The 13,167-nt window shown below is 71.3% G+C and carries 10 protein-coding genes and 1 pseudogene; 5 read left to right on the forward strand and 6 right to left on the reverse strand.

Annotated elements, in window-relative coordinates; genetic code table 11:
- Positions 1–100 precede the first annotated feature (100 nt).
- The 3 genes and pseudogenes from AAC944_RS20330 to AAC944_RS20340 all read right to left on the reverse strand — a co-directional run.
- Positions 101–3,418: pseudogene (locus tag AAC944_RS20330) on the reverse strand (amino acid adenylation domain-containing protein); the annotation flags it as partial.
- Positions 3,334–3,549, reverse strand: coding sequence for an MbtH family protein (locus AAC944_RS20335; RefSeq protein ID WP_030615942.1), 216 nt, complete (start codon positions 3,547–3,549; stop codon positions 3,334–3,336). The gene AAC944_RS20335 and the pseudogene AAC944_RS20330, both read right to left, overlap by 85 nt.
- Positions 3,550–3,595: 46 nt before the next feature.
- Positions 3,596–3,928: a hypothetical protein gene (locus tag AAC944_RS20340; RefSeq protein ID WP_037772318.1), complete on the reverse strand. Its 333-nt coding sequence runs from the start codon at positions 3,926–3,928 to the stop codon at positions 3,596–3,598.
- A gap of 420 nt (positions 3,929–4,348) precedes the next feature.
- On the opposite strand from AAC944_RS20340, the gene AAC944_RS20345 reads away from it, so the two are divergent.
- From AAC944_RS20345 to AAC944_RS20365, 5 genes are all read left to right on the forward strand, one after another.
- Positions 4,349–4,882 carry a GNAT family N-acetyltransferase gene (locus tag AAC944_RS20345; RefSeq protein ID WP_030615958.1) on the forward strand — a complete coding sequence of 178 codons (534 nt, stop codon included), beginning with the start codon at positions 4,349–4,351 and terminating at the stop codon, positions 4,880–4,882.
- A gap of 81 nt (positions 4,883–4,963) precedes the next feature.
- The gene (locus tag AAC944_RS20350; protein ID WP_030615961.1) at positions 4,964–6,073 is read left to right on the forward strand and encodes a DegT/DnrJ/EryC1/StrS family aminotransferase; all 1,110 of its coding nucleotides are present in this window, start codon (positions 4,964–4,966) and stop codon (positions 6,071–6,073) included.
- Between the two features lie 13 nt (positions 6,074–6,086).
- Positions 6,087–7,427: an NDP-hexose 2,3-dehydratase family protein gene (locus AAC944_RS20355; RefSeq protein WP_051871835.1), complete on the forward strand. Its 1,341-nt coding sequence runs from the start codon at positions 6,087–6,089 to the stop codon at positions 7,425–7,427.
- Between the two features lie 81 nt (positions 7,428–7,508).
- Positions 7,509–8,108, forward strand: coding sequence for a dTDP-4-dehydrorhamnose 3,5-epimerase family protein (locus tag AAC944_RS20360; protein WP_107054156.1), 600 nt, complete (start codon positions 7,509–7,511; stop codon positions 8,106–8,108).
- Between the two features lie 68 nt (positions 8,109–8,176).
- Positions 8,177–9,169 carry a Gfo/Idh/MocA family protein gene (locus tag AAC944_RS20365; protein ID WP_030615968.1) on the forward strand — a complete coding sequence of 331 codons (993 nt, stop codon included), beginning with the start codon at positions 8,177–8,179 and terminating at the stop codon, positions 9,167–9,169.
- Between the two features lie 72 nt (positions 9,170–9,241).
- On the opposite strand, the gene sbnB is transcribed toward AAC944_RS20365, so the two are convergent.
- The 3 genes from sbnB to AAC944_RS20380 form a co-directional block, all read right to left on the reverse strand.
- Positions 9,242–10,228, reverse strand: a complete 987-nt coding sequence (gene sbnB / locus AAC944_RS20370) for a 2,3-diaminopropionate biosynthesis protein SbnB (RefSeq protein WP_368396372.1) — start codon at positions 10,226–10,228, stop codon at positions 9,242–9,244.
- The gene (sbnA, locus tag AAC944_RS20375) at positions 10,209–11,315 is read right to left on the reverse strand and encodes a 2,3-diaminopropionate biosynthesis protein SbnA (protein WP_368396373.1); all 1,107 of its coding nucleotides are present in this window, start codon (positions 11,313–11,315) and stop codon (positions 10,209–10,211) included. The genes sbnB and sbnA overlap by 20 nt, the downstream gene beginning before the upstream one ends.
- A 97-nt stretch (positions 11,316–11,412) precedes the next feature.
- Positions 11,413–12,924: a 4-hydroxyphenylacetate 3-hydroxylase N-terminal domain-containing protein gene (locus AAC944_RS20380; RefSeq protein WP_107054157.1), complete on the reverse strand. Its 1,512-nt coding sequence runs from the start codon at positions 12,922–12,924 to the stop codon at positions 11,413–11,415.
- Positions 12,925–13,167: the final 243 nt, after the last annotated feature.

Raw genomic sequence — 13,167 nt, forward strand, 5'->3', positions numbered from 1 at the left:
TCGGCGGCGCCGAGGGCGAGCAGGCGGGCGCGTTCGGCAGGGGGAGCAGCTCCGCGTCCGCCAGCGGCGTGCCGGGGCCGGCGGTGAAGGACTCCAGGAGCCGCACCCAACAGGCGGCCAGCCGGTCGATGGTGGCCGGGTCGAACAGCGCCGTCGCGTACTCGGCCATGCCCAGCAGGCTGCCGTCGGCCTGCCGTTGCACCACGAACGTGAGGTCGGTGCGGGCGGACTGCCAGGCCGCGCGGAACGCTTCGAGGTCGGCCGTGGAGAGGGCGGTGCCGGTGCGTCCCTCCTCGTGGAAGTCGAACATCACCTGGTACAGCGGGGTGCGGGACGGGTCGCGCGCGGGCCGCAGCTCACGGACCAGTTCCTCGAACGGCAGATCCTGGTGGGCGAGGGCGTCCAGCACGGACCCGCGTACCGCCGTGAGCGCGTCGCGCACGGTGGCCCCGTCGGCCACCCGGCAGTTCAGGACCAGGGTGTTGAGGAAATAGCCGGCGGTCTGCGCCACCTCGGGGCGGTGCCGGCCGGCGACGGGCATGCCGAGGGTGACGTCCGCGCGGCCGCTGAACCGGGCCAGCAGCACGACGAAGGCGGTCAGCAGCGTCTGGTGGAGGGTGGCGCCCGCCTCCCGGCCCAGCGCGGCGACCCGCTCGGCCAGGGCGGCGGGGACGACGAAGGTCCGCAGGGCGCCGCGCCCATCGCGCTCGGCGGGGCGCGGCCGGTCCGCCGGCAGCTCCAGCGGCGTGGCGTCGCGCAGTGCGTCCTTCCAGTACGCGAGGGAGCGGGCGGCCGCGGCGCCGCCGTCCGCGGCGAGGCGGCGGCGCTGCCAGGCCGCGTGGTCGGCGTACTGCACCGTGACGTCCGGCAGGCCGGCCCGGCCCCCGGTGTGCGCGGCTTCGCCCAGGGCCCGCAGGTCACGCTCCAGGAGCACCGAGGACCAGCCGTCGCAGGCGATGTGGTGGATGCCCAGCAGCAGTGCCTGGCCGCCGTCGGGGGTGCGCAGCAGCAGCGCCCGCCACACGGGGCCGCGCGCCAGGTCGAAGCCGCGCCCCAGTTCCTGCGCGGCGAGTGCGCGGACGGCGTCGGGGCCGGCGGCCTCGGTGACGCGCAGCTCCACGGTACGGCCGGGCGGGTCGACCACCTGGACGGGCTCCGTGCCTTGCAGTTCGTAGCGGGTGCGCAGGATCTCGTGACGCTCCGTCAGCTGAAGGAGGGCGGTCCTGACGGTCCGCTCGCTCCAGTCGTCCGGCAGGCGCAGCCACACCAGATCGGCCCACTCGGGGCTGCCGGGGCGCATACGCTCCAGCAGCCACAGCCCCCGCTGTCCGCTCGACAGGGGGAGCGGGTGGGCGCGGGAGACGGGGACCACGGGGGCCGCGCCGGGCTCGGCGTCCGCCGGGTCCTCGTACTGCGCTTCCGCGTCCCCCAGGAGCGCGGCCTGCTCCGCGACCGTGGTCGCGGAGTACAGGGCGCGCAGCGTGACCGTGCGGCCGGCGACGGCGGAGAGCCGGCCGGCGAGCTGCCCGAGGTGCAGCGAGGAGCCGCCGCTCCCGAAGAAGTCGTCGTGCGCGCCGATGCTTTCGGCGGGGAGGTCCAGCGCCCGCGCCCACGCCCGGGCGACGGCCCGCTCGGCGGAGGTGCGCGGCGGCACGTGGCCCGGAGCGCCGCCGCCCGGGCCGGGAGCGGGCAGCGCTGAACGGTCCGTCTTGCCGCTGGCGGTACGGGGGAACACGGCGACGGGTACGAAGACGGCGGGAACCAGCTGTCCCGGCAGGGTACGGCGGAGGAAGTCCCGCAGCTCCCCCGCGGACGGCGCGGTGCCCTGCGGCTGCACCCAGGCCACGAGCCGCTGCCCGCCGTCGCGGCCGGGCACCGCGTCGACGACGGCCGCGTCCACCCCCGGGTGGGCGACGAGCGCGGCCTCGACCTCGCCGGGCTCGATCCGTACGCCGTTCACCTTGATCTGCTGGTCCAGACGGCCCAGGTACTCCAGTTCGCCCGTCGCCGACCGGCGCACGCGGTCACCGGTGCGGTACAGCCGGGACCCGGGCGGCCCGAAGGGGTCCGGGACGAAGCGCTCCGCGGTCAGGCCGGGACGGCCGAGGTAACCGGTGGCGACGCCGGCCCCGCCGGCGTACAGCTCCCCGGTGCCGCCCGTCGGGACGGGGTGGCCCTGCGGGTCCAGGACCAGCGCGCGCAGGCCCCCGATGGGCCGCCCGATGGGCACCGGGCCGTGGGTCTGGGCAGGGTCGAAACGGTGCTCGGTGATGTCCACCGAGCACTCGGTGGGGCCGTAGGTGTTCCAGATCGTCACCTGCGGCGCGTGCGCGAGCAGCCGGTGGCACAGCTCCGCGTGCAGCGGCTCGCCGGCGCTGAAGACCAGCCGCAGGGCGTCGCAGCCGTCCCAGTCCGGCGCGTTCACCAGCGCACGCAGTACCGAGGGCACCGCCTGGAGCACCGTGACCCGGCCGGCGGCCACCGCACCGAGCATGGCCGCCGGGTCGCGCTCGGCACCGTGCGGCGCGCACACGACCGTGCCGCCGGCGGCCAGCGGCGCGAACAGCTCCAGGCCGGCCGCGTCGAAGCCGATGGTGGTCTTCTGCAGCATCCGGTCGGCGGGGCCCAGCCCGTGGCGGGACACCAGCCAGCGCACGCGGTTCGCGATGCCGCCGTGCGGCACCACCACTCCCTTCGGGCGCCCGGTCGAGCCGGACGTGTGGAGCACGTAGGCCGGGCGGCGGGCGGCTTCCGCCGGGCCACCGGGAAGCACCGGGGGGCCCGCGGAAGCCGCCGCGGGCCCGTCGTCCCGGTCCGCCGTCCCGTCGAGCACCAGCAGTCGCGTCCCGCCGAGGGGCGGGAGCGCCGGCGCGGCGGCGCTGTCGGTCACCACGAGCGGCGCGCCGGTGTCGGCGAGCGTCCAGGACAGCCGCTCGGCCGGGTGGTCCGGGTCCATCGGTACGTACGCGGCGCCCGCCTTCCACACCGCCAGCAGGGCGATGACCAGCTGAGGCCCGCGGTGCAGGCATACCCCGACCAGACTCTGCGGGCCGATGCCGAGCGCGGACAGCCGGTGCGCCAGCCGGTCGGCCCGCCGGTCCAGCGCGCCGTAGGTGAGGGCGGCCGGGCCGGCGGGGACGGTGTCCACCGCGATGGCGTCCGGCGTGGCCGCGGCCCGCGCCGCGATCAGCTCGGGCAGCAGCGGGTCCGCCGCGTCCGGTGTGGCGTGTTCCCCGGGCGGCCTGTCCGTGGGCGAAAGAGCCGACAGGGTCCGGTCGTTCACAGATGCTCCTTCGACGAAGCCGCCAGGGGAAGGGAGAGGGCGCCGGCGGTTCAGCCGACGGCGGACTCGTCCATCCGTCGGCGCAGGCTCAGCGGGCGCATGTCGGTCCACACCGTGTTGATCCGGCTCAGGCACTCCTCGCGGCTGCCTTCCGTGCCCTCGGCGTACCAGCCGTCCGGCAGGGGCCGGTCGGCCCACCAGACCGAGTACTGTTCCTCGTCGTTGCGGACCACGCGGTAGGCGCGGTCACTGCTGTTGTCGTCCATGCGTCATTCCCAGGGGCGGAGTCGGGGCGGGGCGGACGGTGTCCGGTCAGTCGGTTCCGTCGTCGACGATGCGGCGCACGGTCGCCTCGAACTCGGCGTACGTGCCGCCCCGGCGGGCGACGTCCGCAATGTGCTCGGCGATTTCCCGGAAGGTCCGGCCCTCGAATCCCTCGAGCTCCTCCAGGACCTTCATGTCCAGCTCGTTCTCCAGGTCGAGCAGGACCTGGACCATGGAGAAGGAATCCAGGTCGCGAAGCTCTTCCGGAGCCGGGACGTCCGGCTGCTCGGCGCAGATCGTAGCCGCCGTCCGGCGGATGAGCTCGGTGAATTCATCGATGAAAGAAGGCGTTGTTTCCGTGGCAGTTGCGTTGTCCGACATAGTTTTCGCCTACGCTCCTTAGCCGCTTATCCGGAGGATTCTCTCCCCGGCGGCGGGGCCTGTCCCGGGCGGAATGAAAGTACTGTCACTTGTCGGGCCTGAACGTAGTCCGGTGAGCGTCACGGGGTCAATGACGAGCTCTCTGTTTCACCGCCTGCCGTCCCGCCGGCGAGACAGCGGCGGAGTCGGCCGGCCGCTCGGGACCGTACGCCGGTCAACCCGCTTCTGCCCGGAGTAACCGCTGGTCAAGGATTGGTCGCTGGTCTTGTACCGGCCTATGGTCCGGTGATTCCCGTGGCTTGACCGACCGGATGCGGCGTCCGCCGCATTGTCGGCCGCATTCCCCGCGGTATAGAAATCCAAGGGGTTCGCAGCGGGTAATCGGTCCCGGGCGACCACGGTAAAAGAGACAGGTGGCCAATGTTTTTTCCGCACACCGAGACCGAGCGGGTCGTGCTGCGTCCGGCCGGTGCCGAGGACGCCGCTGCGGCATACGCGGTCCTTTTCCGTCTGGGAGTGGCCGGACTGCCGGTGCTGGACAGCTTTGTCAAGACGTTCGGGGAAGGCCTCTCGGCATGTTTCCTGGTCCATCGGAAGGACACCGACGAGGTGGTCGGGCTCAGTACCGTTTCCGGTACCACCCCGGCCGGCCATGTCCGGATCGAGGTGCATCTCGCCGGGGATTCGGCCGCCGAACTCAGCGGTGACGTCCATGCGCTGACAGCCAACTTCGCTTTCGCGATGTGGCCCGTCCGCAAGGTGTACATTCACCGGACGTCCCCGGACGCCGGGGCCATCGGGCTCGGTGCGGCACACGCTCCACTGGTCCGCGCCGAGGCGGTCCTGCCCGACCACACGTATTTCCACGGCAGGCTGTGGGACGTCCACATCTTCGCCGTCCACCGTGACGACTGGGACACGCACGGTGCGGCTCTTCTCCAGCAGATCGCCTGAAACGGCCGGACAACGGTCTGCTGCTCCCCACGGCCAAATCTTCGAACCTGACGGCAACTCTGTTGGAGGTGACGTGCCGCGATGACCCAGCACGTGTGGGGTTACTTGCCCGAGTACGAGAAGGAACGCGCTGACATTCTCGATGCCGTGGACACGGTGTTCCGCTCGGGGCAGCTGGTGCTGGGCAACAGCGTCCGCAGCTTCGAGCGGGAGTTCGCCGACCACCACGGCGTCGGCCACTGCGTCGGCGTCGACAACGGAACCAACGCCATCGTGCTCGGTCTCCGTGCCCTGGGGATCGGCCCCGGCGACGAGGTGATCACCGTGTCGAACACGGCGGCGCCGACCGTCGTGGCCATCAACGCCGTGGGCGCCACCCCGGTGTTCGTCGACATCCACTCCGACACGTACCTGATGGACGTGGACCAGGTGGCCGCGGCCGTCACCCCGCGCACCCGCTGCCTGCTCCCGGTGCACCTTTACGGCCAGTGCGTCGACATGGCACCGCTGAAGGAGCTCGCCGAACGGCACGGCCTGCTCGTCCTGGAGGACTGTGCGCAGGCGCACGGCGCCCGCCACCACGGGCGGATAGCCGGCTCGATGGGGAATGCCGCGGCGTTCTCCTTCTACCCGACCAAGGTCCTCGGGGCCTACGGCGACGGCGGCGCCACGGTCACCGACGATCCGGACGTCGACGCGCGCCTGCGGCGGCTCCGCTTCTACGGCATGGAGGACCGCTACTACGTCGTCGAGACCCCCGGCTACAACAGCCGCCTGGACGAGGTGCAGGCCGAGATCCTGCGCCGCAAGCTCCCCCGGCTGGACGGCTACGTGGCCCGTCGCAGGGAGATCGCCCAGCGGTACGCGGAGGCCTTCAAGGGCACCGACCTCGTCACGCCCGTGACCGCTTCCGGCAACGAGCACGTCTACTACGTGTACGTGGTGCGCCACCCGCGCCGAGACCAGATCATCGAGGCCCTCAAGGCCCACGGCATCGCGCTGAACATCAGCTACCCCTGGCCGGTGCACACCCAGTCGGGATTCGGCTACCTCGGTTACGGCAAGGACGCGCTGCCGGTCACCACCCGGGTGGCCGACGAGATCTTCTCCCTGCCCATGTACCCGTCCCTGTCCGACGCCGAGCAGGAACGGGTCATCGACGCGGTGACCGACGTCATGGGAAGGCTCTGACCGCGTGAGCGTCATGTCGACCACCGAGTTCCACGCCTGGTGGGCCGAGCGCCGCCAGGCCGGCGGGTTCTCGGTGGAGCGCATCCCCTTCGACGCGCTGGACTCCTGGAACTTCGAGCCGCGAACCGGCAACCTCGGCCACGAGAGCGGGCGGTTCTTCACGGTCGAAGGGCTCCAGGTCCGCGAGGGCGGAGCGGAGATCTGGTCGCAACCGGTCATCAACCAGCCCGAGATCGGCATCCTCGGCATCGTCGTCAAGGAGTTCGACGGTGTTCTGCACTGCCTCATGCAGGCCAAGATGGAGCCGGGCAACGCCAACACGATCCAGCTCTCACCGACGGTGCAGGCGACGCGCAGCAACTACATGAAGGTGCACCGGGGCGCCGGCACCCGGTACCTGGAGTACTTCACCGGGCCGCAGCGCGGGCAGGTCCTCGTGGACGTCCTCCAGTCGGAGCAGGGCGCCTGGTTCTGGCGCAAGCGGAACCGCAACATGGTCGTGCTCGCGACCGGTGACGTACCGCTGTACGAGGACTTCTGCTGGCTCACCATGGACCAGATCCGTGAGCTGACCATGGTGGACAACCTCGTCAACATGGACGCCCGCACGGTGCTGTCGTGCATGCCGTTCATGCTCCCCGACGAGGCCGAGTCGGCCGGCCGGGACGCGTTCCACGACGCGCTGGTGCGCTCGTACCAGTACCAGGCGGCGGAGGACCTGGACACCCCGGGCACCGCGGGCAGAATCCTGAGCTGGTTCACCGAGGCGAAGACCCGCTGCGACTGGTCGGCGCGTCTCGTACCGCTGGCGGACGTGACCGGCTGGCGGCGCGACGAGTGGGAGATCACCGACGACGCGGCGGAGAACTTCCGCATCATCGCGGTGCGGGTCGCGGCCGGCACCCGTGAGGTCACCCGCTGGACGCAGCCCCTGCTCCACCCGCGCGGGGAGGGCCGGGCGGTCTTCCTCGTCCGGTCCGTCGGCGGGGTGCTCCGGCTGCTGGTGCGGGCCCGGCCCGAGTACGGCCTGCTGGACCAGGTCGAGATGGCGCCGACCGTGCATCTGCACCCGGGGCAGGGACTCGCGGACATCCAGGAGTCCTGCCTGCGCGACGCGCTGCTGCCCGGCGGCGGCACGACGCGCTACGACCACGTGCTCTCGGAGGAGGGCGGGCGGTTCCACCACGCGCTGACGCGCTACCAGGTGATCGAGGTGAACGAGGACTTCCCGCTCGACGTGCCGCCCCAGCTGTGCTGGATGACGGCACGGCAGCTCACCGACCTGCTCCGGCACGGTCACTACCTCAACATCGAGGCCCGGTCCCTGCTCACGTGCCTGCTCAGCCTGTGCTGAGCGGAGACCTGCCGGGTGATCTGTACGCGTGCGATTCTCTGAGACTGGTGAGCCATGTTTGATGCGGCACGAGTGACCGAAATGTCGATCGAGGGGGCTTACCGCATAGTCCCCAACAAATTCCCGGACCAGCGGGGCTCCTTCTTCGAGGCCTTCCGGGCCGACATCCTCACGGAGATCATCGGCTACCCCTTCGCCGTCCGGCAGGCGAACTACTCCGTCAGCCGGCGGAACACGATGCGGGGCATCCACAGCACCTCCCTGCCACCGGGCCAGGCCAAGCTGGTCACCTGCGTGCGGGGGGCCGTCCTGGACGTCGCGGTGGACCTGAGGGTGGGGTCACCCACCTTCGGGAAGTACGACACGACACCGCAGGACGAGGAGTCCGGTACCGCGGTGTACCTGGCCGACGGCATCGGCCACGCCTTCCTGGCCCTCACCGACGACGCGTGCATGAACTACCTGTGCTCGGAGGCGTACATCCCCGGCACGATGATCGAGGTCAACCCCCTCGATCCCGACATCGGCATTCCCTGGGGGAACACCGAACCGCCGATCATGTCAGAGAAGGACGCCACGGCCCCCACGCTGGCCGAAGCGGTGTCCCAGGGGCTGCTCCCGCTGTACGAGGAGTGCCTCGTCCACTACGAGGCGCTGCGGAAGCGCCCCGACCAGGGCTGACGCGCCCGGAGCGCCCCAGGTGACCGGCCACTTTTCTTCTCGTCCCATGCTGAGCGGAGTTCTTCCACATGTTTAAGAGCACGAGCGACAGACTGCGCATCGGGATCATGGGGTGTGCGGATATCGCCTGGCGGCGGACGCTCCCGGCCATGGAGAGCAACCCCGCCGTGCGCGTCACGGCGATCGCCAGCCGGCACCAGCGGTCCGCGGCCGGGTTCACCGAACGGTTCGGCGGCGTGCCGCTCGAAGGGTACGGAGCGCTGCTCGACCGCGACGACGTCGACGCCGTCTACATTCCGCTGCCGGGCCTGCTGCACGCCGAATGGGTCTCCAGGGCCCTGGCGGCGGGCAAGCACGTGCTGGTCGAGAAGCCGCTGACGGCCGGGTACGAGGAAACCCGCCGGCTGGTCGACGAGGCGCGCTCGCGGGACCTGGTGCTGCTGGAGAACTACATGTTCCTCTACCACTCCCAGCACACCGCGGTGCGCAAGGCGCTGGCCGAGGAGGCCATCGGTGAACTGCGCGGCTTCTCCAGCGCGTTCACCATCCCGCCCAAGCCCGCCGGTGACATCCGCTACCAGCGCGACGTGGGCGGCGGCGCCTTCCTCGACTTCGGCGGCTATCCGGTACGGGCCGCCCAGTTCTTCCTCGGCCATGAACTCCGGGTGGCCGGTGCGGTGTTCCGGCACGACCGGCGGCACGGAGTGGTGATGTCCGGCAGCGTCCTGCTGTGCACGCCCCAGGGGGTGCCGGCCCAGCTGACGTTCGGCATGGAGCACTCCTACCGCAACACCTACAGCGTCTCCGGCAGCACCGGCCGGATCATCCTCGACCGCGCCTTCACACCGCCGGAGACGTACCAGCCGGTGATGCGGGTGGAGCGGCAGGACCACCGCGAGGAACTGGTCCTGGCGCCCGACCACCAGTTCGCGAACGTGATCGACACGTTCGTGGGCGCCGTCGTCGGGGACCGCGACGTCACGGAACAGCAGGAGGGCTCCCTGCGCCAAGCGGCACTGATCGAGGAGATCCGGGAACGCGCCCAGCTGGTGGAGGTCTGAAACGCGCCGCGGCCGGCGTCCCACCCCCTGAGGGTGGGACACCGGCCGCTGTGGTGAGCGGGGGAGTGCCGGTTACGGCAGGAAACCCTCGATGCGGGTGCCCATGCCGCGGCGCACCGCCTCGTCCCGCACCCACCGCGCCAGGGCCAGGTCCAGGATGCCGAGACCGAACGGGGAGAACACCACCGGCCGTGCCGGGTCCCTGCGGAAAGCGGAACCGTCCCGCAGCAGCGCCCCGATGGACGTGTCGATGAAGTCCCGCCCCCCGGTCGCCTGTTCGGCCAGGTGCAGCGAGGTGTTCTCCCGGCAGACGTGGTCCGCGTCGTCGACCACGTTCTGCGCGCCGAGGACCGCCTCGGCCGACAGGTCCCGCAGGGAGACGTGCAGCACCGTGGCGTCCGGACGGCAGGCGGACAGGTCCAGGTGCGGCCGGACGGCGGACGTGGCGAGAGAGACCAGCGGATGGGCGCCGAGGGCGTCCTCCGCCCGCTCCGCCACCGCGCACTCGACGTCCGGTACCAGCTCGGCGGCGCGGGCGGCGAAGTCCGCGGCACGCTCCCGGTCCAGGTCGAACACCGTGGCCGTACGCAGCGAGGGCAGCCGGGCCTTGGTGAAGCGCAGCACTTCCCGGTTGATGGGACCGCAGCCGATCAGGGTGATGCCCTGGGGCTCGGGGGCCGTCACCAGCCGGGCGGCGGCCAGCGCCGCGGAGGCGGCGGTGCGCCGGGACGAGATCAGCGACGCCTCGATCAGCGCCTCGGGGCGTCCGTCGGCCATCGAGTTGAGCAGCATGGCGGCGCTGGCCCGCTCCTTCCCCTCGGCGACGTTGCCGGGGAAGCTGGCGATCCACTTCAGGCCGGCCACCGCGTCGGCGCCGCCCACGTAGGCCGGGAGGCCGATGATGCGGTCGCGGGCGCTGTCCGGGAAGCGCAGGAACACCGAGTGCGGCAGCGCGGTGCGGCCCTCCTCGTGGTGGCGGTAGGTCTCGTCCACCAGCGAGAGGACCTGCTGCTCCCCGTCGCGGAGGATGTCCTGCACCTCACCATGTCCGATGATCAACAAGAGGGGCTCTCCTTTGTGTGGGCATTGCCGTCGTAGCGGTGGTCGCGGGGCCGGTCACCGTGGTGGCCGGCGGCGTGCGCGCGGTGTCCGGCGCGGCCGGGCCCGACCACAGATGAGCCACGTCACCGAAGTGCCGGCCCACCCATGCGTCGGAGTAGATGGTGTCGAGGTAGCGGTCCCCGCCGTCCGGCAGGATCAGGACGCAGCAGGACCCGGCGGGGAGCTCCGGCGCCAGCTTCTCCAGCGCGGCGACCAGGGCACCGGAGGAACCCCCGGCGAGCACCGCCTCACGGTCCACGAGCCGCCGGCAACCGACCACCGATTCCAGGTCCCCGACGTGCACCACCCGGTCGGCGGCCGCCGGGTCCAGCAGCGCGGGCACGACGGCCGCGCCGTGCCCGGGGATGAGCCGCGGACACGTCACCGGGGAGCCGAACAGCCGGCTGCCCACCGCGTCGACCGCCACGACCGTGGTCGGCAGGGCGTGCTCCCGTACGTACGCGGCGCAGCCACCCAGGGTCCCGGTGGTGCCGGCCGCGCAGAAGAGGTAGTCCACCGCGCCGTCCAGCGCCTCGTCGATCTCGCGCATGGTTCTCAGGTGCGCCCGCGGGTTGAAGGGGTTGTCGTACTGGCCCGGTACGTAGGAGTCCGGGACGGCCGCCGCCAGCTCGGCGACCCGGCGCAGCCGCCGGGGCAGGTAGTCCCCCGACACCGGGTCGGGCTCGGTGACGACCTCGACCTCGGCCCCGTAGGCCCGCAGGATCGCCAGGTTCTGCTCGGTGGTCCGGGCGTCGACGACACAGACGAACCGCACTCCGAGGTACCGGCAGATGTGCGCGATGCCGATGGCGAGGTTGCCCGAGCTGGACTCGATCACCGTGGTCCGGCCGGGCACCACCTCACCGGTGCGCACCGCCTCGCGCAGCATGCTCAGCGCCGACCGGTCCTTGATGCTGCCACCGGGATTGAACTTTTCGATCTTCGCGAGGACCCGGAGGCCGAGGTCGGCGGAGAGCCGCTCCAGTTCGACCAAAGGGGTGTCCCCCACCGTCGCGAGAATGCCCTTGAGCGGCTGCGCGGCCACCGACTCCCCCTGCCATGAGAACTGCGTGCTGATCGTGGATTCCCGGGAGGCGGATGCCTCTGCCGGTGCGGTGCGGTGCGGGCCGGTCCCGGCCCGGTCAGGCCCCGGTGGCCGGGCGCGGCAGGTCGCCGGGCCCGAACAGGTCGGGGCGCGTCCAGCCGTCCAGGTCGTACTCGGACATGCACTGGTCCGCGAAGCCCTTCAGGGCGTCGGCCTGGCCCCGCGCCTGGTAGCTCAGCAGGGTCTGGACGCGGATGCCCTCGTGGTCGCCGCCGTAGTTCCGCTCGTACAGCTCGTGCCGGCCGGCGAATTCGGTGCCGACGCAGTCCCACAGCAGCTTGAGGAGCTTGACGCGGTCGATGGCCTCGACGCCGCGCGAACCGCGCAGATAGCGGTCCAGATAAGGGCGGACCTCGGGGTTCTTCCAGTCGCTCGCATGCGAATTGAGGTAGATCAGTCCGCTGCCGATGGTCTGCTGGATGATTTCCCGGATGCGCGGATAGCCGATGCCCATGAATGTGCGGTACGCCAGCCCGTAGTTGAGGTTCGGCTGCACCGCGCCGTTGTGCCAGTCGGTGGGCGACTTCGCCATCGCGTCGGACATCCCCCAGAACATGTCACGCCAGTTGAGGACCTCTCCGATCTGCGCCTGTACGCCTCGGAATCCGGAGGTGCCGGTCACCTCGACGGCCTTCAGCAGACAGCCCGCGATGAAGTCGAGTTTCACCGCGAGACGCGTGCACCCGTGAAAGGTGAAGCGCTCCAGGAATCCCGACCGGGTGGCGAACGCGTTGGCCGAGGCGGCGTCGTACATGAACACGTTCTCCCACGGCACCAGCACCCGGTCGAGCACCATGATCGAGTCGTTCTCGTCCAGCCGGCTCGACAGGGGGTAGTCGAAGGGACTGCCCAGCACGGCCGCGTGCATCTCGTAGGAGGTACGGCAGAACAGCTTGAGGCCGGGGGAGTCCATCGGCACCGTGAACATCGCGCCGAAACGCTTGTCCCGCAGCGGCAGCCCCATGTGCGCGATCAGATTGGCGTTGGTGAGCGCGGAGGAGGTGGCCACGACCTTGGCGCCGGACACCACCAGGCCGGCGTCGGTCTCCTCCTCGACGTGGACGCAGACGTCAGCGGTCCGGTCGGCCGGCCGGTCGCGGTCCACCGGCGGGTGGACGATCGCGTGGTTGAAGTACAACACCCGTTCCTGCGCCCGCCGGTACCAGGCCAGCGCATTGTCGCGGAACGGACCGTAGAAGTCGGCGTTGGCCTCCAGGGTGCCGAAGAACGCGGCCTTGTAGTCGGGGGTGCGGCCCATCCAGCCGTACACCAGCCGCTGCCAGGCGACGATGGCGTCGCGCGCCGCGACCAGGTCCCCGGCGCTCCTGGCGGTCTTGAAGAAGGGGTGGGTGAACCCGCCGTTCCCGGTGTCCGTCGGGACGCTCAGCACACCGCGGGAGTCCGGCTCGTGCAGCACGTCGTAGAGCTGCGCGAGGGACCTGGCGCTGTTGCGGAAGGCGGGGTGCGCGGTGACGTCCCGGACCCGCTCCCCGTGGATGTAGACCGCACGCCCGTCCCGCAGGGAATCCAGGTATTCCGCACCGGTCATCGGACGGACACCGTTCTGCACGTCCGCATTTGTACCTGACGCTGTCGTCAACTCGGCTCTCTTTCGGAGAAAAGGCAGCCGGCCTTGATCGGCTACTTCGGTGGCGTGACAGGGAACAAGGCGGACAGCGGTATTGCCGCAGGGAATTCTCTTGCGTGAAGGCCCGGGCGGGCGCGGCCCGGCGGAATCCGGGCCCGGCACACGGCGGGCGGCCGGTGACGGAAGCGGCCCGCCGCACGGGCG

The sequence above is a fragment of the Streptomyces sclerotialus genome (assembly GCF_040907265.1).
Classification (GTDB): Bacteria; Actinomycetota; Actinomycetes; order Streptomycetales; family Streptomycetaceae; genus Streptomyces; species Streptomyces sclerotialus.